This window comes from Streptomyces sp. Ru73 (assembly GCF_002920575.1).
Lineage (GTDB): Bacteria > Actinomycetota > Actinomycetes > Streptomycetales > Streptomycetaceae > Streptomyces.
The window spans coordinates 40347-63283 of the sequence record NZ_PQSQ01000007.1; the positions used below are offsets into that span (position 1 = coordinate 40347).

Annotated in this window: 23 protein-coding genes; 10 read left to right on the forward strand and 13 right to left on the reverse strand. The window is 71.7% G+C overall.

The features are described from left to right. The first annotated feature begins 84 nt into the window (after positions 1-84). A complete protein-coding gene (locus tag C3486_RS05025) occupies positions 85-729 on the forward strand; it encodes a response regulator (RefSeq protein ID WP_258052606.1) in 645 nt (214 codons plus the stop codon). Positions 730-780: 51 nt separating this feature from the next. On the opposite strand, the gene C3486_RS05030 is transcribed toward C3486_RS05025, so the two are convergent. Both C3486_RS05030 and C3486_RS05035 read right to left on the reverse strand, forming a co-directional pair. Beyond that, positions 781-1011: a hypothetical protein gene (locus tag C3486_RS05030; RefSeq protein WP_103831338.1), complete on the reverse strand. Its 231-nt coding sequence runs from the start codon at positions 1009-1011 to the stop codon at positions 781-783. Between the two features lie 85 nt (positions 1012-1096). Next, complete coding sequence (locus tag C3486_RS05035) at positions 1097-1438, reverse strand: DUF3618 domain-containing protein (protein WP_103831339.1); 342 nt, start codon at positions 1436-1438, stop codon at positions 1097-1099. Between the two features lie 266 nt (positions 1439-1704). On the opposite strand from C3486_RS05035, the gene C3486_RS05040 reads away from it, so the two are divergent. After that, on the forward strand, positions 1705-2715 hold the full coding sequence (locus C3486_RS05040; protein WP_103831340.1) for a GNAT family N-acetyltransferase: 1011 nt from the start codon (positions 1705-1707) through the stop codon (positions 2713-2715). 137 nt (positions 2716-2852) lie between these two features. Continuing rightward, positions 2853-3392 (forward strand): MarR family winged helix-turn-helix transcriptional regulator, encoded by a 540-nt coding sequence (locus C3486_RS05045; protein ID WP_103831341.1) that lies wholly within the window; start codon positions 2853-2855, stop codon positions 3390-3392. A 98-nt stretch (positions 3393-3490) separates the two neighbouring features. On the opposite strand, the gene C3486_RS05050 is transcribed toward C3486_RS05045, so the two are convergent. Beyond that, positions 3491-5434: a galactose oxidase early set domain-containing protein gene (locus tag C3486_RS05050; RefSeq protein ID WP_103831342.1), complete on the reverse strand. Its 1944-nt coding sequence runs from the start codon at positions 5432-5434 to the stop codon at positions 3491-3493. A 260-nt stretch (positions 5435-5694) separates the two neighbouring features. On the opposite strand from C3486_RS05050, the gene C3486_RS05055 reads away from it, so the two are divergent. Next, positions 5695-6270 (forward strand): hypothetical protein, encoded by a 576-nt coding sequence (locus C3486_RS05055; protein ID WP_103831343.1) that lies wholly within the window; start codon positions 5695-5697, stop codon positions 6268-6270. Between the two features lie 276 nt (positions 6271-6546). After that, on the forward strand, positions 6547-7461 hold the full coding sequence (locus C3486_RS05060) for a cutinase family protein (protein WP_181138448.1): 915 nt from the start codon (positions 6547-6549) through the stop codon (positions 7459-7461). Between the two features lie 86 nt (positions 7462-7547). Here C3486_RS05060 and C3486_RS05065 read toward each other — a convergent pair whose 3' ends face one another. Next, positions 7548-8228: a TetR/AcrR family transcriptional regulator gene (locus C3486_RS05065; RefSeq protein ID WP_103831345.1), complete on the reverse strand. Its 681-nt coding sequence runs from the start codon at positions 8226-8228 to the stop codon at positions 7548-7550. A 94-nt stretch (positions 8229-8322) separates the two neighbouring features. Here C3486_RS05065 and C3486_RS05070 point away from each other — a divergent pair, with 94 nt between their 5' ends. From C3486_RS05070 to C3486_RS05080, 3 genes are all read left to right on the forward strand, one after another. Beyond that, positions 8323-8622, forward strand: a complete 300-nt coding sequence (locus C3486_RS05070; protein WP_103831346.1) for a trypco2 family protein — start codon at positions 8323-8325, stop codon at positions 8620-8622. After that, on the forward strand, positions 8619-11588 hold the full coding sequence (locus C3486_RS05075) for a trypsin-like peptidase domain-containing protein (RefSeq protein WP_103831347.1): 2970 nt from the start codon (positions 8619-8621) through the stop codon (positions 11586-11588). Before C3486_RS05070 ends, C3486_RS05075 begins: the two co-directional genes overlap by 4 nt. Before the next feature lie 148 nt (positions 11589-11736). Then, on the forward strand, positions 11737-12732 hold the full coding sequence (locus C3486_RS05080) for a DUF6801 domain-containing protein (RefSeq protein WP_146074960.1): 996 nt from the start codon (positions 11737-11739) through the stop codon (positions 12730-12732). 66 nt (positions 12733-12798) lie between these two features. Here the strand turns inward: C3486_RS05080 and C3486_RS05085 are convergent, their stop codons facing one another. The 8 genes from C3486_RS05085 to C3486_RS05120 all read right to left on the reverse strand — a co-directional run bounded on the left by C3486_RS05085 (position 12799) and on the right by C3486_RS05120 (position 21015). After that, a complete protein-coding gene (locus tag C3486_RS05085; protein WP_103831349.1) occupies positions 12799-13896 on the reverse strand; it encodes an FAD-binding oxidoreductase in 1098 nt (365 codons plus the stop codon). A 38-nt stretch (positions 13897-13934) separates the two neighbouring features. Continuing rightward, a complete protein-coding gene (locus C3486_RS05090; protein WP_103831350.1) occupies positions 13935-15449 on the reverse strand; it encodes a peptide MFS transporter in 1515 nt (504 codons plus the stop codon). Between the two features lie 47 nt (positions 15450-15496). After that, positions 15497-16120, reverse strand: coding sequence for a helix-turn-helix domain-containing protein (locus C3486_RS05095; RefSeq protein ID WP_103831351.1), 624 nt, complete (start codon positions 16118-16120; stop codon positions 15497-15499). 192 nt (positions 16121-16312) lie between these two features. Beyond that, entirely contained in the window at positions 16313-17326 is a 1014-nt protein-coding gene (locus tag C3486_RS05100; RefSeq protein WP_103831352.1) for an aldo/keto reductase, read from the reverse strand. Between the two features lie 88 nt (positions 17327-17414). Beyond that, positions 17415-18209, reverse strand: coding sequence for an SDR family NAD(P)-dependent oxidoreductase (locus tag C3486_RS05105; protein ID WP_103831353.1), 795 nt, complete (start codon positions 18207-18209; stop codon positions 17415-17417). 52 nt (positions 18210-18261) lie between these two features. After that, entirely contained in the window at positions 18262-19104 is an 843-nt protein-coding gene (locus C3486_RS05110; RefSeq protein ID WP_181138449.1) for an aldo/keto reductase, read from the reverse strand. A gap of 121 nt (positions 19105-19225) precedes the next feature. Next, positions 19226-19642 (reverse strand): heme-binding protein, encoded by a 417-nt coding sequence (locus C3486_RS05115; protein WP_103831354.1) that lies wholly within the window; start codon positions 19640-19642, stop codon positions 19226-19228. Positions 19643-19710: 68 nt separating this feature from the next. Next, on the reverse strand, positions 19711-21015 hold the full coding sequence (locus C3486_RS05120) for an MFS transporter (RefSeq protein WP_146074961.1): 1305 nt from the start codon (positions 21013-21015) through the stop codon (positions 19711-19713). Positions 21016-21225: 210 nt separating this feature from the next. Here C3486_RS05120 and C3486_RS05125 point away from each other — a divergent pair, with 210 nt between their 5' ends. Then, the gene (locus C3486_RS05125; RefSeq protein WP_103831355.1) at positions 21226-21693 is read left to right on the forward strand and encodes a MarR family winged helix-turn-helix transcriptional regulator; all 468 of its coding nucleotides are present in this window, start codon (positions 21226-21228) and stop codon (positions 21691-21693) included. A gap of 98 nt (positions 21694-21791) precedes the next feature. Here C3486_RS05125 and C3486_RS05130 read toward each other — a convergent pair whose 3' ends face one another. After that, on the reverse strand, positions 21792-22178 hold the full coding sequence (locus C3486_RS05130; RefSeq protein WP_103831356.1) for a nuclear transport factor 2 family protein: 387 nt from the start codon (positions 22176-22178) through the stop codon (positions 21792-21794). 98 nt (positions 22179-22276) lie between these two features. Between C3486_RS05130 and C3486_RS05135 the strand changes: the two genes are divergently transcribed. Beyond that, positions 22277-22897 (forward strand): TetR/AcrR family transcriptional regulator, encoded by a 621-nt coding sequence (locus tag C3486_RS05135; protein ID WP_103831357.1) that lies wholly within the window; start codon positions 22277-22279, stop codon positions 22895-22897. Positions 22898-22937 lie beyond the last annotated feature (40 nt).

Here is a 22937-nt window from a genome sequence, read left to right on the forward strand (position 1 = left end):
GGGTCCCGACAGGACACAGAGGCTGACAGGCCATCAGGAGGCCACGACCCTCAGCGGCAGCACGAACCCGACGGCTCCCTCTCCGTGCTGGTCGTCGACGACGACTTCCGCGTCGCCGACCTGCACGCCTCGCAGGTGGCCGGCACCCCCGGCTTCACCGTCGTGGGGACGGCACACTCCGCGCGGGCCGCGCTGGACCACGTGGCCGCGCACCCCGTCGACCTCGCGCTGGTCGACCTCTACCTCCCCGACCGCTCCGGCATCGGGCTCATCGCCGAGCTGCCCTGCGACGTCTTCGTCCTCAGCGCCGCTGCCGAGGGCGCGACCGTACGCAGGGCGCTGTCGGCGGGTGCGCTCGCGTACCTGATCAAGCCGTTCCCGCCGCGGCTGCTGTCCGAGAAGCTGCGCGGGTACGCGCGGTTCCGGCAGCTCACGGAGGCGGACATCCTCGACCAGACCGTGATCGACAACGCCTTCGACGCGCTCCGGAGCCCGCGCGCGAGCCGCAGCCGGCAGGCCGCCGCGCAGACCGTGACGCGGGAACTGGTCCTGGCCGCCGTGGACGGCTCGGACGCCCCGCTCTCCGCCGGTGAGGTCGCCGAGCGGATCGGTGTCTCGCGCGCCACGGCACAGCGCTACCTCGCCGACCTCGTCACGCGCGGCCGTCTGCGCATGCGGCTGCGCTACGGCGCCGCCGGCCGCCCGGAACAGGAGTACCACCGCCTGTGAGCCCGGCCCCGGCCCGGCCCGAGTCGTGGTGCCGCCGGCCGGGCAGGGCCGTCAGTGCTGCCGGCCCTGCCGGACCTCGGCGCCCGGTTCCTCCTGCAGGGGCGGGGCGGCCGGGCCGGACCGTGTGACGTGCGGTGCGGTCAGTTCGCTCAGGCTCAGGCTGTCGTGTCCGCCGGGCCAGGCACGCGGCGGGCGGTGTTCGGTGACGCGCCAGCGGGCGAGCAGGACGGCGGCGGTGACGGTGGCGCCGGTGATCGCGCAGAGGGTCTGGTGAGCGGACACTGCTTCTCCGTGAGCGAGGGAACGAGACCGGCGGGGCCTGCCGTACTGCCGCAGGCCCCGCCGACGTGGGCAGCGCGGTCGAACGTCAGCGGCGACGCCGGCGGCGACCGATGACCACCAGCGTCACCAGTACGGCGGCGCCTGCGGCCAGCAGCGGGGTGCGCCGGGTCCGGACCGCGCGTACGACCTCGACCGTCGCGTCACCGACCGGCTCGGGGGCCTTGTCCTTCACCGCCTCCGCCGCCCGGGCGGCCTTCTCGCCCACCTGCTCCTTCACGGCGGCCGACTTCTGCATGACCTGGGCCCTGACGTCGGTCCTCTTCGTCAGTGCCGCCACGCTGTCGCCCAGCTCCTCGCGGGTGCGCTCGGCCTGCTCGCGCAGTTCCTCCGGCGTCGCGCTGTCGGCCTGCGGGTTCTCGGTACTCATCGGTGGCTCCTTTCCGGCACGTCTGCCGCGTCGGCCTGGACGCCCACAGACGCCTCCCCACTGTTCCGTACACGCTCGGTTCGCGACGCCGAGTACCCCGAAACGCCCCGTCAATCCCGCCGTCCGCGATCAAGGCGCGCCACCCGGAAGAGGGGACGAACGGGCTGGTCGGCGGCCGGGGCGGGTGACTACCGGTCGCGCCGGACGGCGGACCTTGCGAGAGTGAGGTCATCGGCAGGTGCGACCAGGTGAGAGGAACGGCTGACATGGGAGAACGGCTTCCCACGGAGCGCCTGGAGGCCCGGCCGCTGAGCAACGAGTCCGTACCGGCCTGGCTGCAGCTCCACCAGGCCGTCGAGCACGTCGACGACACCGGCGAGCACCTGGACGCCGGAGACCTCACGGAGGTGCTGGCCGACCCCAAGCTGGACCCGGAGCGGGACAGCCTGGGGCTGTGGGACGGCCCGCACCTCGTCGCGTACGCCGTGCTGCACACGCCGCACGGAGCGGTGGACGCGGCCCGCTTCTCCGCGGACGCGGCAGTGCACCCCGACTGGCGGCGGCGCGGCATCGGGACCCGGCTCGTCACCTGGCTGGAGGACCGCGCGCAGGTCCGGCACGCGCTGGACGGGGAACTGTCGAAGCTGCCGGGTGAGCTGCTGCTCAACGGCATGGCGGACCAGCGGGACCTGGCGGAACTGGCCGAGCGGCGCGGGTTCACGCCGTGCCGCTGGTGGTTCGACATGAAGCAGTCACTGGCCGGCAGCCGCCCGGAGCCCCGCCCCGCGCCCGAGGGCACCCGTATCGTGCCCTTCGACGCGTCGTACGCCGAGGCCACCCGGCTCGCGCACAACGACGCGTTCCGCGACCACTGGAACTTCACCGTGCTCGACGAGACCGACTGGCGGACCTGGGTCATCGGGGCCGGGACGTTCCAACCCGCGATGTCCCGGCTGCTGGTCGCGGGCGACGAGGTGGCCGCCTACCTCCTGGTCGAGGAGAGCGCGGCGGAGACGGCCGCGACGGGCAGCCGGGACTGCCACGTCGCGTACCTGGGGACCCGGCGCGCCTTCCGCGGCCGGGGCGCGGCGCCCGCACTGCTGCGGGACGTACTGGGAGCGGCGCGCGACGCCGGGTACGACACCGTGTCGCTGACCGTGGACACCGCCAACCCCTCCGGTGCGCTGGGCTTCTACGAGGACACGGGCTTCGCGGTGGAACGCCGGTCCGTCACCTACGCCCGGGACCTGGCGGCGGCCCGCCCGCCGGCGGAGTGACCGCCGGTACCACGCGGGTCCATCCCGTCATCCGGCAGCCCGGGCCGGCCCGGGCCGGTGAAGCGCTGGTTCCCGTCCGCGGTATCGCCTTGCGCAAACGTCGTCAAAGGGAAGGTCATGTGAGGTAAAAAGGCTGCATGGACGAGGGTGCGGGGAAGGCTGCCCGGGACGACGTGGACGCGGTGACGCGGGCGGCACTGACCGCGTCGAGGGTGCTGGTCGGCGTCTCGGCGCGCTCGCTGGCGGCGGTCGAGGACCGGGTGACCCTGCCGCAGTTCCGGCTGCTCGTCGTCCTGTCCGTGCACGGAACGGCCAAGCTCGTGGCCCTCGCCGACCTGCTGCGCGTCAATCCGTCCACGGCGATGCGCATGGTCGACCGGCTGATCGCGGCGGGCCTCGCCGACCGGCAGCTCAACCCCGGCAACCGCCGCGAGACGCTGCTGCGGCTGACCGACGAGGGACGCCGCATCGTGGCAGCGGTCACGGCCCGGCGCCGGGCGGCGATCGCCGAGATCGTCGAGCGCATGGAGCCCGCGCAGCGCGCCGCGATGGTGACCGCGCTCACCGCGTTCACCGAAGCGGCCGGCGAGCCGGCGGCGCCCGCTGCGGACACGGAACCGGCCGCCCTCACCGCGGTCCACGAGATGTACCCGCTCGGCTGGACCGACGCGCCCTGACGGTGGTGCGTACGCGGGGGTGGGCGCCGTGGGGCGTCCGTACGCGCTGCCCCCCGCGGTGATACCGGAACGCGGCGGAGGGCCGGTCGTCGGAGGCGTCACGGCACCTTCACCCACCGAGCCGTGGACGGCGTGCCCTGACGGTTCGTCACGAAGAGCATGTACCAGCCGGACGGGACCAGGTTGCGGTTCTTCGGGAGGGTGACCTCGATGCCGTCGCCGCTCTTCGTCCTCGTGAAGTCCAGCGCGACGGAGCGCTGTTCGACGTCCGTCACGTGCGTGGTGGAGCTGGGATGGAGCAGCCGGGCCGTTTTGACCGCGGCGGCGTCCTTGGTGCGGAAGACCGCGGTGGCGCCGCGTCCGACGGTGGTGGGTCCGTGGGAGAGCGCGGGCCGCGCGCCCCGGTACAGGTAGGGCGGCGTGTAGACCTCCAAGCGCTGCTCGAAGGTGCCCGTCTGCGTCTTGGCCTTGTCGGCGAAGAGGGAGTCACCGCCGAAGGTGAGGACCCGGCCGTCGGGCAGCAGGATCGCTCCGGAGTGGTAGTTGCGGCCCACCTGCGGGTCGGCGACGCGGCGCATCGTGCCGGAGCGCGCATCGTAGAGGCGGGCCTGGAGGATGTTCTCGGCCACCGGGCCCCGGTAGTCCTTCGAGCCCCCGGTGACCAGCACGGTGTCGTCCGGCAGGACGGACAGGATCGGGTAGCGGGTGCCCTCGTCGAGTGACGGGCCGTCGTGGAAGGACGGGTGCGGCTGCGTGAGGTCGATGAGCCGGGTCTTCTTCGAGGACTTGGCGGACTCGCCGATGCCCCCGCCGCCGACCACCATGAACTTCTGCCGCTGCGCCGGCGGCAGCAGTACCGTGCCCGAGGTCTCCATCAGGCCGGCGTCGTCCAGGCCGGGCAGCTTGGTGAAGGTGTTGGTGCGGAAATGCCAGATGCCCGGCGTGCGGCCGACATCGGCAGGACCGTATCCCGCATTCGAGCCGGAGTAGAAGAGTGTGCCGTCGGACAGCGGGAAGACCGCCGGGTAGGTGGGGAATTGCCGCACCTTTCCGCTGTACGCCCATGTCCGGCTCTTCGGGTCGTAGATCTCGCTCTTGCCGGGCACCACCTGGCCGATGTCGTCGAGACCGGACAGTGCCAGAACGCGGCCGTCCGAGAGGCGCACCAGGGTCGGGTACCAGCGCGCCTCGTGCATCGACTGCACCTTGGTGAACTTCTCGGCCAGGGGATCGAATTCGTAGGCATCGTGGATTCCCTGGAAGTCCTTCTTGTCCAGGCCGAGCTTGGTGGCGATGCCGTAGACGTTGTGTGCCCTGGCACGGGTCAGCCCCCGTACCCGGTAGTTGTCCTGGGCGCCGGCCTCGTACTGTCTGCCCTTCTTGCGGGCCTCGACGTAAATGCGGTCCACGCTCGCCTCGGTACGCAGGAACCGGCCGGTCTCCTTGTCGAATACCTTCTTCGCCGGCCGGATGCGGATGGGGTCCTTGGCGACGAACGTCCTGTGGTTCCTCCTGCCGGTGAAGACGGTGCCGGCAGGCAGTCTGACAGGCTCGTTCGGATTCTCGTTGTGGACGATCATCAGGCCGCCGGCCTTGGTGACATCACCCTTGAGCTTTTCGTAGCGCTTGGTGCCGCCCGCGAACAGCAGCTTGCCGTCGGCCAGGTGGATGTGCCCGGTGCAGAAGAGGTCGTTCGGGGTGTGGATCTTCTTGAACGAGTTCCTGACCGGGTCCCACAGCACACTGGTGAAGCGCTTGGCGTCAAAGTTCTTGACGTTGTTCCCGGAGCCGGCCACCAGCAGGACCTTGCCGGTGCGGAGCAGGGCCGCGTGAATGGTGTTCTGGCGGAATTCCGGCGGGACGTCGAGGACGTCCCAGTGCCCGTTCTCCGCCTTGTACGCGTCCCGGTTGATCGCGTAGTCGTGGTAGACCCGCTCAGCGAATCCGGTGGCCGCCGGCGCGTTGAACGCGGCGAGGACCAGCACCGCGCCGATGCCGAGCCAGGTCTTGCGCTCCTTGAAGCGAGTGCGGCGCCGGGCCATCAGCTGCCTCCACGGCGGGGTGGGTGGTCGAGGACGTACGAGGACTACCGCGGCCGCCCCGGCCCCGTACCGCGACACGCGTGTTTGCACTGTGCAAAATGCCCCGATCCGAGTAATCCGCCAGAGATCACACTGTTGTCCTGATAGCTGCTTTTTGCGGTCTCTCGTGCGGCCGTAGCGTGCTCTCGCTGATTCCCCGTAGGCGTGTCGCGCGGAGGCACCGGGCCGGCGCGGCCGCGTCTGATGAACGAGAGGGTCCGATGGCGAACGAGCTGAAGTACGGCGACCGCATCCACCTGCAGAACGGTTACCAGAACGGCCAGGGCGGCTATCTCGACAGCAATGGCAACGCCGGTTACGCCGGAGCCAAGTACGGGGTCTCCACGGCGGATTCCCCCAACCGCGCCAAGGGCACCGGCACCTGGGAGATCCTGTCCGCCTCGGGCAAGGCCAGCGGCCAGCCGGTGCGCAGCGGCGACCTGATCTACCTGCGCAACCTCTACGGCGGCGACGGCGGCTACCTCGACACCAACAGTGCCGCCACCGACGGACAGCAGCAGGCCGGTGCGCGCTGGGACGTGACCACCTCGCAGGCCAAGGACCGCGCCACGGGCACCGGGCGGTGGCGTATCTTCGCCCAGACCTCCTCGCCGGCCGACCAGCAGGTCCGCTTCGGCGACACCGTCCTGCTGTGGAACACCTACGGGGACCACGGCGGCTTCCTGGAGACCAACGGCGCGGGCCCGGCCGAAGGCAAGTACGACGTCTGCGTCAACGCCTACTACAACCGCACCGGCAACGTGGCCGACTGGAAGATCCAGGCCGCCCGGACCTGACCGCCCGGCCGCCGCACACGGCACACGGCATCGGCGCCGCCCACGACCCGTACGCGTGGGCGGCGCCTCGTTGGTGCCTCGCCCACCCCTCCCGGTCGTCACGGCAGCCACACAAGTGCTTCACCACAGCCACACCGCTGTTTTCACGAACACCTCTGTTCGCAGAACACCCGCACCGCTAGCTTGAACGTCGCACGGGGGCGGAACTGCCGTTCCTCGTACGGCGATTGAGACGAGGTGCAGATGAGAAAGGCACGGACGTTACTGGCATTGTGCGTGGCGCTGCCCGCCCTGGGGCTGAGCGCGCCGCAGGCCGTCGCGGCCCCGGCACAGGGGCCGGCGCAGCAGCAGGCGGGGGCCCCGGCCGACTGCCCGGAGACCATGATCTTCGAGGTCGGCGGCCACCTCGACGGTGATGCCACGGTGTATGACGCCAGCAACGCCACGCTGCCCGCCGGCGTGGCGTTCACGAAGATCCACTACTCGGCGTCCATCGCCCCGTACCCCGGCGACACCAAGACACTGGACGACTCGGTGGCCGAGGGCATCGCCAAGCTCGACGCGGCGGTCAAGGAGTTCCACGGCACGTGCGCCGACAGCCACCTCACCATTGCCGGGTACTCGCAAGGCGCCATCGTCGCGGGCGATGAGCTGGCCGCACTCTCCGAGAGCGACGCCGTACCGCACGACCGGATCAACGGCGTGCTCTACGGCGACCCCCGGCGGCCCGGCGCGGACGGCGGCCCCGGCGGCATCGAGACCAACCTGCCGACCATCCTGCCGGGCATGACGATGAAGGGGCCGCGCGGCTTCGGCGACCTGACCGTCAAGGAGATCTGCAACACCAACGACGGCATCTGCTACTCCGAGAACGTCATCAAGAACCCGGCCTGCTTCGCCAACGGGGTGGCCGGCTACTTCACCGGTGACCACGGCTACGACATCAACCCGTACGCCGTCTCGGGCGGTGGCGACCAGCTCAACCGCCAGGCGCCCAAGGTTCCGCTCTGCGGCGCGGGACAGCCGGTCCGCGGCCCGGCCGAGGTGTCCGACGCACCGTCAAGCGACGCTCCGTCAAAGGGGGAAGCGACGTCGGCGTCGCAGCGGGCGGCCGGGTACCGCGCGCTGATCGCGCCGCTGCTGCCCGCTCCCGTACGCGGTCAGCTGGCGCACTTCCCCTGGCTGCCGTAACGGGCCCAACGGGTCAGCGGGACCGGCAGGCGGCTTCGGCGTGACCGGTCGGTGGCACCGGCGTGACCGGCCGGCGGCACCGGCCCTCAGCCGAGGAGGCGGGCCGCGAGGCGGACGAGGGGATCTTCCAGCGCGCACAGGCCGTCCAGGTCGTCCGCGACCAGGCGCGCCGTGACCAGCTGTGCGGCGGCCGCGACCAGCGCCTCGCAGTGGAAGCGCCGCTCGTCCGCACCGGAACCTGAAGGCGCGTCAACGCCTGGCTGCTGCTCCTCCTCCGCCGTCCGGAAGATCTCGGCGATGGCGTCGGCGAACCGCCGCTGCCACTCCATACGGCGGTCCATCGCCGCGGGTCCGGCCGCGTACACCTCGACGAGGAACAGCCGCGCGAAGGCGGAGTGCTCCGCGAGCGTGCGGAGGTAGAGGTGCACCAGCCGGCGGAAGACGTCCGCCGGGGCGGCCGGCCGGCCCTCCTCGGGGGAGCCGGCCGGCCGCCAGGCTTCTTCCAGCAGGCCCGCCAGCTGCTCGGTGGCGGCGTCCAGGGCCTGCACGAAGCAGTCCTCCTTGGACCGGAACTGCTGGTAGAACGTCTCCCGTGACACCCCGGCACGCCGGATGACCTCCGCGACCGACGTCCGCGCGTAGCCCAGGTCCCTCATCGCCTCCGCCGTGGCGGTCAGCATGCGCATCCGCTGCGACGCCACCACCTCCGCACGGCTGAGGCCGTGCCGCCCACGGGGCAGCGGCACCTGCCGTCGTTCCAACGCCATTCCCTCCTCATCTGTGTCAACTCGATACTCAGGGCACACCGTTCGCTTACAGTCCTGGGTAACCGGTGACGGGCGAACGGCAAAGGGGCTGGTCGTGATCGAGTTGGCCAATGTGATCAGGAATCTACGGCAGGAACTGGAGCAGGCGGTCACCGCGGCGGAAGGCGAACAGCTCCGCTTCGCACTGGGTCCGATCGAGCTGGAGATGTCGGTCGCGCTGGAGCGCACGGGACACGCGGGGGCCAAAGTGCGGTTCTGGGTGGTGGAGTCCGGCGCGGAGGCCACGCGGGGCACGGTCTCGACCCAGCACATCAAACTCACGCTGCAGCCGACCCTGAGGGGATCGGACGACTCACCGTACGTCGGCGCGCTGGCCGAGGCCGACGAGCAGTGAACCAGGCCGTGACCTGGGCCGCGCAGCCGGCGGGGCTCGACCCCGGCCGGGCGGTCCAGATCCTCACCACACGCCGTACGGGCGCGGGCCGGCGCGGCTCCGGGTACCGCGTGACCGCCGACGTGGTGCTCACGGCCGCCCATGTGGTGGGTGACGCGGTCTCGGTGCAGGTGCGGTTCGTCACCGCGGACGGCGGCGTACGGGAGACGGCCGGCGAGCCGGTCTGGGCCAACCCCGCGGCGGACGTGGCGCTCCTCAGGATCGCGGGCGGACCCGGCGCCGGCGGTCCGTACGCCACCGAGGTGTCACCGGTGCGGTTCGCCCGCGTCACGCGTGCGGTGGACTGCGAAGCACTCGGCTTCCCGCGGTTCCGGCTGCGCCGTGGCGTCGCATCGCCCGGCAGCGACGTCCTCACCTCCTACCGGGACACCCACCACGCACTCGGTCTGGCCGACCCGCTGTCGTCCCTGCGCCGGGGCACCCTGGAGATCGCCAGGCTGCAGGCCCCGGCGCGCGACCCCGACCCGCAACGCTCGCCGTGGGAGGGCATGTCGGGGGCCGCCGTGTGGAGCGGCGGCTGCCTGATCGGCATCATCACCGAGGATCAGCCCTCCGACGGACTCGGCGCGCTCACGGCCAGCCCCGTGCACCTCTGGTACACATCCCTGCCGCCGGAGGCGGTCGACGAGCTGGCCGGGCTGACCGGCCTGCCGCCCACCCCCGGCGGTCTCGACGCACTGCCGCGTACCGCACCGCCCGCGCAGCGCCCCGTCGGCCTGCCGGAGCTGCCGGGCGCCGCCGGGAAACCGCAACTCCACAAGGCAGCCGCGCTGTTCGTCGAAGCGGTGCACCGCCAGTGGGACGACGAGGAGCGGCGCCGCAGGGTGCACGACCCGCTCCCGCTCGGCGTGCGCTACCGCCTCACCAGCAGGCCGGTGTCCGACCAGTGGGCCAACATCCGCAACGCACCGCCCGGCACGGACCCCGGCCCCCTCCCGCTGGCCGGCTGGCTCGGCGGGATCGTGCCCAAGTACCGCTCCATCCCGTCCGGCCGGCTGGTGGTGCTCGGCGCGGCCGGCTCCGGCAAGACGATCCTGACCCTCCGCTTCGTCCTCGACTGGCTGGAGAAGGGCGTACCCGGCCGCATACCGGTGATCTTCGGCCTCGGTTCATGGGACCCGACGACCACCTCGCTCCGCGACTGGATGTGCGGACAGCTGGTACGCGACCACCCCGGCCTCGCGGCCCCTGACCCGGAAGCGCCCGGCCGCAACCTGGCCCGCGCACTGATCGACGCCGACTGGCTCCTCCCCGTCCTCGACGGGTTCGACGAGATCGCGGTGGGCCTGCAGGGCACGGCGCTCATCTCCCTCAACCGGACGAAGCTGCCGTACCTGCTCACCAGCCGCCCCGAGGAGTACGCCCGTGCCGTGAACGGCTCCGACGGTCCGGCCGGGACCGGTGAGTACACCGGCTCCGACGTGCTCACCGGTGCCGCCGTCGTGGAGCTGGACGACCTCAGCCTGAGCGCCGTGGGGGACTACCTGTCCCGCGCCAGCAGGCCGGGGCAGGGCGGCGGCCTGGACAGCACGGTGTGGGGGCCCGTGATGGCCGAGCTGCGCGCACGCCCGCGGAGCCGCGGCGCCGACCACCTCGCCGAGGTGTTCACCACCCCGCTGATGGTGGCCATGGCACGCACCATCTACAGCGACACCGCCGGCCGCGACCCGTCGAAGCTGCTGGACACGGCCCGCTTCGCGGACGCCGATGCCCTGCGGAAACACCTGCTGACCGCCTTCACGCCCGCCGCGTACGACGTCCTGCCCGAGGACACCACCGGCGTCCCCGACGACCCCCGCCGACGCCAGTGGGACCCCGAGCGCGCCCAGCACTGGCTCGGCTACCTCGCCACCCACCTCGTCCAACGCAACACGCACAACCTGGCCTGGTGGCAGCTGGGTACCACCATGAGCCGTGCCGCCCGCATCCTCATGGTCGCCTTCCTCGCCGGACTGTCCTTCGGACTGCCGACCGCGATCGGCAATCTGCCCGTCGACCTGATCGCGACGCCGTACGGACTCGGATTCGCGGTCCAACGCGGGCTCGTCGTCGGGCTCCTGCACGGGCTCGTGGCCGGTGTCGGCTTCGGCATCCTGTACGCGGTGGTCTCCCGTGGCGAGGCGGAGCCCTCGCGCGTCCGCGTGAAGATCTTCAGCAGGACGCGGGAGCAGCGCGGGAGCTTCCTTCCGCGCTTCAAGGTCGGAGTCGCGTTCGGCACCCCGGCCGCGCTCGCGCTGGTACTCGTGGACCGGGGCGTGGTCGAGCCGATCGGGCTGGGGGACGGGCTCGACGGCGGACTCGCGGGCGCGGTCCTGTTCGTTCCCATGGTCGGGCTCGGGATCGGGCTGGTGCTGGGAATCATGGCCTGGCTGGAAGTGCCGAGCAAGATCACCCACACCGTCAGTCCCGTCGTCCTGCTCGACGAGAACCGCAGGAACGTGTTCGTCCAGATGCTGGTGTCCGGGCTCGTGTTCGGAGTCCCGTCCGCGATCGGCATCGGGCTCATGGACGATCCCGTGCCCGGACTGATGGACGGCCCCGTGGTGGGGCTCCTGGCCGGTCTGGTGTTCGCCGTCGAGGCGGCGTTCGGCGGCGGCTTCGGATACGGGCTGAGCTTCACCGCGTGGGGTCAGTGGGTGGCACTGTCGCGCATCTGGCTGCCGCTGACCGGCCGGCTGCCCTGGGCGCTGATCGCCTTCCTGGACGACGCCTGCGAGCGAGGCATCCTGCGCCGGGCCGGTGCGGTCTACCAGTTCCGCCACGCCGAACTCCGCGACCACCTGGCACAGAACTGCTCGGCGGCACCGAACGCGGGGGGAGGCCCCAACGCCCCAGCCAAATCAACCGTGTTGACGCGTGCCTCCCGCCCCGCCCGCTCCAGTGATGAAGCTGGGCCAGAACAGTGACAAACCCCGGACACCCCGGCTGCATCCTGTTTCACAAGCCCACAAGAGCAACGGGGGAGGTCGGATGATGACGGACAAGCGCATGCACCACCGGCGCGGGACGAACCGTACGGCTCCGCACGGACGCGTGGCCCGTAGAGCCGCGGGGGTGGCGACCGTTGCGGGCGTGGCGGCGGCCGCCGGGGGACTGGTGGCAGGGCCGGGAGCGGGCTCGGCCGCCGCGGCCCCGGTGTCCCGCACGCTGAACTACACCTGCTCGGTACAGGCCGTCAGCCAGCGGGCCGCGGTCACCATCGACGCGGACGTCTCCCGGTCGGCCGTGGTCGGCAAGCCCACCCGGCGCTTCGCCATCCATGCGACGTCCCAGGTCAGTGACGCCGGAACGACCGGCCTGAACTGGATCGGCGTCAAGACCGTCGAAGGCACGGTGGACGCGGACGTGCGGGTGACCGCGGGTCAGGACGGCGCTCGTCTCACCGTGCCGTTCACTGTGCCCAGGACCCGTGTGCCGGAGTCCGGCCCGTTCGACGTCAAGGGCACCGGCACCGCGCCGTCGCGTACCTTCCACCACCCGGGAAAGGCGGAGATCAGCGTGGGCGACCTCGTGCTGCACGTCGTGCCGAGGGACGCGAACGGCAAGGTGAACCCGGGCCGTACCGACGTACCGTGCACACTCGACCCCGGGCAGAACCCGGTACTGGCCTCCTTCGACATCACCCGCGCGGGCACACCGTCCGGCTCAGAGCCCTCCGGGGACAACGGTGGAAGCACCGGCGGGAGCGGCGGGAAGGCTCCCGCCGGCACCGCTGACCCGGGCGCCGGCGCCGCGAAGGGCGGCGGACATGCCGAGGACGGCAAGGCCCGCCCGGCGGCGTCCGGCCCCACAGGCTCCGCGCACGATGCGGACTCCGCCCACGGTGCGAAGGGCTCGGCGCACCGAGGTGACAACGGGGCGGAGAGCAACGGAACGGCGGACGGCTCCACCAGCCACTCCGGTGACCCTTCCGCCGGTCCGTCCGTCAGCACCGCGACGACCGCTGATCAGGACACGAAGACACCGCTCCTGCTGGCCGCCGGTGCCGCCGTCGCGGGCCTCGCCCTCCTCATCGCCGCCGCCGTCCGCACCCGCTCGCGCGCAAGGTGACGGCGCTTCAGGTGAGAGGGCCTCAGGGGCCCCGGTCCGGGCCACACTGGGGTCCGGACCGACCGCTCAGCGCAGTGGGTCGTACGGCGACAGGTCGATGCCCGGAGCCGCTCGGCGGGCCAGCCGTGCCGCGACCGCGCCCGCGTAGGGGCCCATCGTCAGCCCTGACGCGCCCAGCCCGTTGACCACGATCAGCCCGGCCACCTGGGGAACCGTGCCGAGCATGGGCCGGATGTCGGGGCCCACCGGGCGGAAGCCGATGCGGGTCTCCACATGCGTGGCGTCGGCCAGCCCCGGGGCCACCGACAGCGCTTCACGCAGTACCTCCGCCATGCCGGCCGCGGTCACCCGGTGGTCGAAGCCGGTACCGTCCTCACGGGTCGCGCCCACCACGACGCGCGAGTCGTCGAAGGCCAGGAGGTAGTGGCGCGAACGCGGCAGTACGACGGGCCAGTCGGCGGTGTCCACGCCCGGCAGCCGCAGATGCATGATCTGGCCGCGCTGCGGTGCGATGCGTACCCGGACGCCGAGCGGTTCGAGCAGCCGCGGCGACCAGGCACCGGCCGCCGCGATCACGGCGTCGGCCGCGAGGAACTCCCCGTCGACCCGCACACCGCTGACCGTGTCCTCGGCGACGATCGCGGCCGCACCACTGACGATCCGGGCGCCCCGCCGGGCCGCAGCGCGGAGCATCGCGTCGCGGACCAGGCGGCCGTCCAGCCGCGCGGCACCGGGGATGTGGACCGCCGGGCCGTCGTGGCCGAGGGGCGGGAAGAGCGCGCGGGCCCGTTCCGCACCGATCAGCTCCACCTCGCCGGCCATCGGGGACTCCGCTGCACGTGCTGCCACGCGCCGCAGCGCGTCGTCGGCCTCGGCCTCGGTGACCAGCCGCAGTGAGCCGACCCGCCGGTAGCCGAACTCGGTCTCCCCGTCGGCGGCCAGCGCGGCCAGCAGCTCCGGGTAGTGTTCCGCGCCGGCGACCGCGAACCGGTACCAGTCCGGGTCGTCCACCTGGGACGACCACGGGCAGATGATGCCCGCGCCGGCCGATGTCGCGCGGCCCTCGGCGCACGAGTCCACCAGGACCACGTCCACCCCGGCCCGCGTCAGTTCGTAACCGGCTGCCGCACCGACGATACCGCTGCCGACGACCACCACTCGCATGCCTCGCTCCTTCTGTTTCGACTTCGACGGACTTCCGCTCACCGCACACCGCCCATGTGCCGCTGCACCCAGGGCGAGAGCAGGTGCATGACAACGCCGGTCGCCATCACCGCGGCGCCGACCCCGGCGAAGTAGCCGACCTCGGTCTCCGGGCGGTACAGCTGCACCAACTGCGCGTTGATGCCGCCCGCCGCCGCTGAGGCCAGGAACCACAAGCTCATCATCTGGGCGAGGAAGGCACGCGGCGCGAGCTTGGTGGTGGCCGAGAGCCCCACCGGCGACAGACACATCGACCCGCAGATCACCACGAAGTAGCTCGCCACGAGCCACCACGGACTGGCCTTCGCCGTCACGCCGTGCAGCAGGCCGGGCCCGGCCATCAGCACGAACGAGGCCCCGCCGAGCAGCAGTCCGGTGGCGAACTTGCGCGGTGTGGTGGGCTGCCGGTCACCCCACCTGATCCACAGCCAGGCGAAGGCCGGGGCCAGGACGAGCGTGGCGATCGGGTTCAGCGACTGGAACCACGAGGACGGCACGGCATGGCCGAAGACCTCCAGGTCGGTCCGGGTGTCGGCGAACTGCGCGAGCACCGAGCCGGTCTGCTCGTTGACCACCCAATAACACACCGCGCCGATGAACAGCGGAACGTAGGCGAGCAGCCGGGACCGCTCCACGGCATCGGTGTGCGGGCTGCGCACCATCATGACCACGTACGACGCCGGCAGCAGCACCGCGAGCACCGACACGGCGTTGATCAGCACCCGTACGGTCAGGTTTCCGGTGACGCCGAGGAGCACGACCACCACCGCCAGTACCGCGGCACCGGTGGCGGCGCGTACCGCAGCGCGGCGCCGTTCCCCGGGGAGGAGCGGATGCGTCGGCGACTCCCCGGCCCGGCCCAGCCGGGCCCGCCCCCGGACGTACACCACCAGCCCCGCGGCCATGCCGACGGCCGCGAGACCGAAGCCGAGGTGGTAGTCGACCTGCTGGCCGAGGGTGCCCACCAGGTACGGAGCGATGAAGGCTCCGAGGTTGATGCCCATGTAGAAGAGGGAGAACCCGGCGTCGCGGCGGGTGTCGGCCGCCGAGTACAACTCGCCCACCAGACTGGACACGTTGGGCTTCAGGAGCCCGGTGCCGGCCACGATGAGCAGCATCGACACCAGCAGTGCGGGCAGCCCGCCGGGCACCGCCAGCGCCAGGTGACCGCACATGATCAGGACGCCGCCCAGCAGGACCGCGCGGCGCATGCCCAGCAGCCGGTCGGCCAGCCAGCCGCCCAGGATGCCGGACATGAACACCAGCGCGCCGTAGACCGAGACCAGCGCGGACGAGGTCGGCTTGTCCAGCCCGAGGCCGCCGTCGGAGGTCCGGTCGTAGAGGTAGTACAACAGGATCGCGGACATCCCGTAGTACGAGAAGCGCTCCCACATCTCCAGGAAGAACAGCGTGGCCAGGGCGCGGGGCTGGCCGAAGAAACCGCGGTCGCCTGCTCGGCCGCGGCCGCTCGGTGGGTGCTCTCTCTTCGGGACGTCCTTCGTCGGTTCGCTCATGGCCGCCTCTCCGTGAGTGGCGTGCACCGGCAACAGGTGGAACGCGGTCAGCAGAGCGTGCCGTCGGGTCGCCGCAGCAGCGGGCGGTCGACCGTCCAGAGCACCTCCGCTGTGTCGGTGCCGCGGTTGTGAATGGCGTGCGGAATCCGGGACTTGAAGTGGATCGAGTCGCCCGCGGTGAGCACGGCCGTCTCGTCCGGCAGCAGGAACGTCAGCTCACCCCGCAGCACGTAGCAGAACTCCTCGCCGTCGTGCTGCGTGACCGGTGACGGCTCGGCGGTCGGCCGCACCGTCGTGGCCAGTACTTCGATGCCCTGGTCCGGCAGGTCAGCGGTCAGCACGCGGTGCGTACGCTCGCCCATCGCCACCGTCGTGGCGTGCGGGTCGTCGTGCCGGGTGACCGCGTACTCGTGCCGGCTCCGCCGCCCGGCCGCGCCCAGCAGTTCGACGGCGTCCACCTCCAGCGCGTTGGCCAGCGCGAAGAGCGAGGTCAGCGAGATCGCGTTGATGCCGCGCTCGGCCAGCGAGAGGAAACCGGCGGAGAGCCCACAGCGTTCCGCCAGGTCCCGCAGTGTCAGGCCGCGTTCGGTACGCATGCGCTTGATCTCGGCCCCCACCTGCTGGGCCGGATCGTCGGCGGCCGGTTCTTCCGGCTGAGCGCTGTCGGCCACGGTTCCTGCCCCTCTCTCGGGTACCGGAATTAAGTCATGCCAAACAGAGGTCGTCAATACTTAACGACCGTCGACACTGAACGATCGTCAAAGCCGACCGGTTGTCGGTACTGAACGGCTGTCGGTACTGAACGAGCGGAGCCCCGGCCGATCGTCGGATCGGCCGGGGCTCCGCTTGCCGGGGCGTGGGTGTCAGGCGCCGGCCGGGAGCGGCGCCGCCGGGTCGAGCAGGCCGGTCTCCCGCAGGTCCTGCCAGAAGGCCGCGGGGATCTCCTCGCCGAGGGCGCCGAGGTCCTCGGCGATGCGGGAGGGCCGGGAGGCACCGGGAATCGCGGCGGCGGTCACCGGGTGCGCGAGCGCGAACTGCAGGGCCGCGGCCTTGATGGACACACCGTGCCGGTCGGTCAGCTCCCGGATGCGCCGCACGGTCTCCACGATGTGCGCCGGGGCCTCCTGGTACTCGAAGTGGGTACCGCCGGCCAGGACACCGGAGCTGTACGGGCCGCCGACGACCATGTCGACGCCCTGCTCCTGCGCTGCGGGCAGCAGCCGCTGCAGCGCCTGGCGGTGGTCGAGGAGGGTGTAGCGGCCGGCGAGGAGGAATCCGTCGGGGCGGGGTTCGTCCAGGGACAGGGTGAGCTCGATGGGCTCGACGCGGTTGACGCCCAGGCCCCAGGCCCTGATGACGCCCTGGTCGCGCAGGTCGTCCAGGACCCGGAAGGCGCCGGTGCGGGCGGTCTCGAACTGGGCGAGCCAGCGGTCGCCGTGGAAGTCCTGGGCGACGTCGTGCACCCAGACGATGTCCAGCCGGTCGGTGTTCAGCCGCTCGAGGCTGTCCTCGATGGAGCGCTTGGTGGCGTCGGCGCTGTAGTCGTCCGTCACCTTGTTGGGACGGCCGTGCTCGAAGAGGCCGCCCTTCTCGCCCAGGTCGCGGGTGGCGGGGTCCTCCACCTCGTCGTGGATGATCCGGCCGACCTTCGTGGACAGGACGAAGGAGTCACGCGGATGCCGGGACAGCATCTCGCCGAGCCGCATCTCGGCCAGGCCCGCGCCGTAGATCGGGGCGGTGTCGTAGTACCGGATGCCCTGGTCCCAGGCGGCCTGCAGGGTGGCCTGCGCCTCGTCCTCGGGGATGGCGCGGAACATGTTGCCCATCGGGGCGGTACCGAAGCCCAGCGAACCGGGCAGCAGGTGGGTGAGGCTCATCAGTCGTTCTCTTTCGTACGTGTGGGGGGCCGTCGTGCGGGGTGCCGTGGCCGACGGCGGGATCAGGTGGCGGGCCGAGGCGCCGGGATCACGGCAGGATCGAGTCGACGTAACCGCCGTCGACGCGTACGGCGCCGCCGGTCGTGGCGGAGGCGTACGGCGAGGCGAGGTAGACGACCAGGTTGGCGATCTCCTCGGGCTCGATGAGGCGCTGCAGCAGCGACTGCGGGCGGTACTTGACCATGAACTCGCGCTGCGCCTCGTCCCAGGGCAGCTCGTCGCCGACCAGCTCGCGGACGAATCCCTCGACGCCGCCGGTGTGGGTCGGCCCGGCGATGACGGAGTTGACGGTGACGCCGGTGCCGGCGGCATCCTTGGCGAACCCACGGCTCACGGCCAGCAGCGAGGTCTTCGTCATGCCGTAGTGGATCATCTCGGCGGGGATCACCACGGCCGAGTCGCTGGCGATGTTGAGGACGCGGCCCCAGCCCCGCTCCTTCATCCCGGGCAGGTAGGCGCGGATGAGCCGGACGGCGGAGAGGACGTTGACCTCGAAGTAGCGGCGCCACTCGGCGTCGCCGATCTCCAGTGGATCGGCGGAGCCGAAGACGCCGAGGTTGTTGACCAGGATGTCGACCGAGGGCACGGCCTCCAGTACGGCCGCGGCGCCCTCCTCCGTCGCCAGGTCGCCCACGGCGCCGGAGACGTCGTCGCTGCCGGTGTCGGCGCGTACGGTGCGGACGGCGTCCGCGACGCGCTCCGCGCCGCGGCCGTTGACGACGACGCGCGCTCCCGCGCGGGCCAGGCCGGTGGCGATGGCGAGGCCGATGCCCTGGGTGGAGCCGGTGACCAGGGCGGTGCGGCCGGAGAGGTCGATCTGCATGGTGGGTTCCTCTCGTCGAGGCTGTGGGGCGTTCGGAGGCGTCCGGGGGCGGTCAGTTGAGCGTGTCGGGGTCCGGGCCGGTGCGCAGCCCGCGGTCCAGGCCCGCGAGCGCCGCCATGTCGGCGTCGGTCAGCTCGAAGCCGAAGACGTCGAGGTTCTGCCGGATGCGGGCCGGGGTGACGGACTTCGGGATCACGACGTTGCCGGTCTGCAGGTGCCAGCGCAGTACGGCCTGCGCCGGGGTGACGCCGTGCGCCTCGGCGGTCCGTACGACCGCCTCGTCGCCGAGGACGGCACCCTGGGCCAGGGGGCTCCAGGCCTCGGTCGCGATGCCGTGCTCGGCGTGGAAGGCACGCAGCTCGGCCTGCTGGAGGCCGGGGTGCAGCTCCACCTGGTTGACCGCCGGGGTGATGCCGGTGTGCTCCATGAGCCGCTGCAGGTGCGGGATCTGGAAGTTGGAGACGCCGATGGCGCGGGTCCGCCCGTCGGCGAGGATCTTCTCCAGCGCCTTGTAGGTCTCCACGTACAGGTCACGGGCCGGGGTGGGCCAGTGGATGAGGTAGAGGTCGACGTGGTCGAGGCCGAGCTTCTCCAGGGAGGCGTCGAACGCGGCCAGGGTGCGGTCGTAACCCTGGTCCTCGTTCCACAGCTTGGTCGTGACGAACAGCTCCTCGCGGGCGAGGCCGGAGGCGGCGATGGCCTTGCCGACGCCGCGCTCGTTGCCGTAGATCGCGGCCGTGTCGATGCTGCGGTAACCGGCCTCCAAGGCGCTGGTGACCGCGGCGGTGGTCTCCTCGTCGGGGACCTGGAAGACGCCGAAGCCCAGCTGGGGCATGGTCACACCGTTGTTGAGCGGCACGTTCGGCACGTTCGACACGTTCGGTACGGAAGTCATCGGGGGTCCTTTCGGTGGTGCTGTTGTTGTTGTTGCTGTTGCTGTTGCTGCGCGAGGGAGGGCGGGGGAGTGGGCGGCGGGCCGGTGTGCGGCTCCGCGGCCCGCCGAGGGGCGGAGCTGGTCAGAGCGCCTGGAGGGCGGCCTGCGCGAAGCCGTGGTCCTGCTCGGGGGCGCCGCCGCCGAGGCCGAGGGCGCCGATGAGCCGGCCGTCGCGGTGGACCGGCACACCGCCGGCGATGAACAGCAGGGGCTTGTCCAGCGCGGTGGGCAGGGAGTGGAACGGGCCGTCCGGCTTCACCAGGTCGGCCAGGTCGGCCGTCGGCGCGTTGAGCTGCAGCGCGGTGTACGCCTTCGCCGTGCTGGTCTCACCGGAGATGAGGACGGCGCGCTCGTCGCGGCGGAAGGCCAGCAGGTGCCCGCCGGCGTCGAGGACGGTGATGCTGACGGGGACGCCCGCCTCGTCGGCGGCGCGGCGCGCGGCGTTGACGAGGGTCTCGGCGTCGGCGGTGGTCAGCGGGGTGACGGTGGTGGTGCTCATGGGGACTTTCCTTGCGTGGTGGGGTGGGAGCCCGCGGGGGCCGGGGGAGGGTGCCGCACGTACGGCGGTCAGGAGCGGGCGGCTTCCGCCGCGGCGGGAGTGGTGCCGGGGTCGGCGGCCGCCGCGAGGTCGGGGCGCGCCGGGCCGGAGCCGACGCGGGTACGGGCGGAGCCGGGCTTCGTCGCGGCCGGACCGAGGTCCGCCGGTGCGGAAGCCCCGGCGGTACGGGCGGGCCGCAGTTCGAGCCGGTGGGAGATGACGGCCAGCACCAGGGCGGCGGCGGCCAGGACGGCACCGACGGCGTTGGGCGCGGTGTAGCCGAGCCCGGCGGAGATCACCAGGCCGCCGAGCCAGGCGGACAGCGCGTTGCCCAGGTTGAAGGCGCCGATGTTGGCCGCCGAGGCCAGCGTCGGGGCACCGTGTGCGTGGTCCAGTACGCGCTTCTGCAGCGGCGGGACGGTGGCGAAGCCGAGCGCGCCGATGAGGAAGACGGCCACGACGGACGCGGCCTTGCCCGAGGCCAGGAAGGTGAACAGCAGCAGGACCAGCGCCAGGCCGCCCAGCGCGGTGTAGAGCATCGGCATGAGCTTGCGGTCGGCGAACCGGCCGCCGATGAGGTTGCCCGCCACCATGCCCAGCCCGAAGATCACCATCAGCCAGGTGACGGAGGACTCGGCGAAGCCGCTGACCTCGGTCATCATCGGCGCGATGTAGGTGATCGCGGCGAACACACCACCGAAGCCGAGGACCGTCATGGCCATGGCCAGGACGACCTGCGTGTTCTTGAAGGCGGCGACCTCGTGCCGCAGCTGCACGCCGGCCGGCTTGGGGACGTCCGGCACGAGCTTGGCGACGCCGGCCAGGCCCAGTACGCCGAGGGCGGCGACGATGAAGAAGGTCACGCGCCAGCCGGCGCTCTGACCCACGAACGTGCCCAGGGGCACGCCGACGACGTTGGCCACGGTGAGGCCGGTGAACATCATGGAGATGGCGCCGGCCTTCTTCTCCGGCGCCACCAGTTCGGCGGCGACGACGGAGCCGATGCCGAAGAAGGCGCCGTGGGCCAGCGAGGCCACCACGCGGCCGATCAGCATGACGGCGAACACCGGGGCGACGGCGGAGATGACGTTGCCGAGGATGAACAGGCCCATGAGCAGCATGAGCATGTTCTTGCGGGAGATCTTCGTGCCGAGGACGGTCATGATCGGAGCGCCGATCATGACGCCGAGGGCGTAGCCGGTGACCAGGAAGCCGGCCGTCGGGACGGACACACCGAGGTCCGCGCCGACCTGGGGCAGCAGCCCCATGATCACGAATTCCGTGGTGCCGATTCCGAAGGCCCCTATGGCCAGGGCCAGCAGTGCGAGCGGCATGACGAGGGTCCTTTGAGGTGCGGAACCGTACGGGCAGAGCCGCACGGAGCGAAGTTGCGCCAGCGCCTTACGGGCAAGAGCGCCTTACAAGCGTCGACAATAATTGCACGCGCGGGCTAATGGCAAATGCGGGTATAGTGAAGTGCGTGATACCGGGGCGGGCCGCCCGTCGGCGCCTCCGCTCGCACGACCCGAATGAGGGAGCTGCTCATGACCGCCACCGACCCGGCGATGACCGCACTGGCGCACAGCTGGTCGGCCCTCTCACTGCTCCACGGACGCATCGAGAGCCAGGTCGAACGTGCGCTGCAGGCCGCGCACAAGCTGAGCGCGCGCGAGTACTCGCTGCTGGACGTGCTGAGTCGCCAGCACGACGGCGAGGGCGGCCACCTGCAGATGCGGCAGGTCGCCGACGCCGTCGTCCTCAGTCAGAGCGCCACCACGCGGCTGGTGACCCGGCTGGAGGACCGCGGCCTGCTCTCGCGCTACCTGTGCCCCACCGACCGCCGCGGCATCTACACCAACGTCACCGACGCCGGCCTGCGCCTCCTGGAAGAGGCCCGTCCCACTCACAACACGGCCCTGCGCGAGGCCCTGGACCAGGCCGCCGCCGATCCGGTGCTCGCGCCCCTGGTCGAGGCGGTCGAGCAGCTGCAGGGGGCTGCCCGCCAGGCGTGACGTGCGGGCATGCGGAACGGCGCCCGCGGCGGGGCGCACCCTGACGTACGGGTGCGCCGGGCCGGGCGGGCGCCGGGGAAAACGTCGCGTTGCCGTCCTCAGACGAAGAACGCGTTCATGCCGGTGACGTCGGACAGATAGGTCTCGATGCCGGCGATCCTGCCGTCGCGCAGCCGGCAGACCGTGGACAGGTGCTCGTCCAGCCGGAGCTCGCCGCGACGGGCCGTGTTGTGCAGGGAAAGGGCCATGTTCTCGCGGCTGACCAGGATGTGCAGCAGCTCGAAGCGCAGCCCGTAGGACGCGATCTTCTTCGCCCGCTCCACGATCGCGTCGGCGCCCACCGCCGTACCGGAGATGGTGTTGTCGCCGGGGAGCGTCCACGTGGCGTCGTCCGTGAGCAGCGTCCGGATGCCGTCCCAGTCACCTGCGGTGAGGTAACCGTGGAACTCCTTGCCGAGCTGGTGGGCGGCTTCGTACTGGGACATGGGAACCTCCATGAGAGCCCTAAAAGCATTGGTCTGTGCTTTAAGCAACTTAGGCGGAGCGATCGCTAAAGCGCAACTCTTTGCTTTAAGGTGGAGGAATGCCCGCCAAAAGCAAAGACAGCCGGCCCGGCGGCCGCAGTGCGCGCGTACGTGCCGCCGTGCACCGGGCGACGGTCGACCTGGTGCAGGAAATCGGCGCCGACAAGGTGACCGTCCCCGCGGTGGCGCGCCGCGCCGGTGTCAACCCCAGTTCCGTCTACCGCCGTTGGGGAACGACGTCCGCCCTCCTGGCGGACGTGGCCGCGCAGCGCAAGGACGAGGCGGCACCGGAACTGCTCGGTGACCTGCGGGCGGACCTGGAGCAGGCGGCGGTGTGGACCCTTACCGATCTGTCCCGCCCCGGCGGCGTGGCGTTCTTCCGCGCCGAAGTGGCACCGGACGTGGACGACCGCCGGGCCGGGCTGCGTGAGTGCCTGGAGCGGGTGAGCGCGCGCTTTCAGGAGCCGCTGGAGGCCGCTGCGCGGCGGGGGGAGGAGACGCCGTCACTGGAGCGGGTGCTGGACCGCGTGGTCGCTCCGCTGTACTTCCGGGTGGTCTTCTCGATCCCGGAGACGGACGAGGGGTACGCGCGGGGGCTCGTCGCCGAACTGTGCGAGCTGGGGAGTGCCGGCGATGGGGGAGACGGCACGCCGCCGAGCCCGGGGCAGCCTCTCCGCTAGCCGGGGCCACTGGCGCCGGCCGAGTGGATCAGTTGGTGCT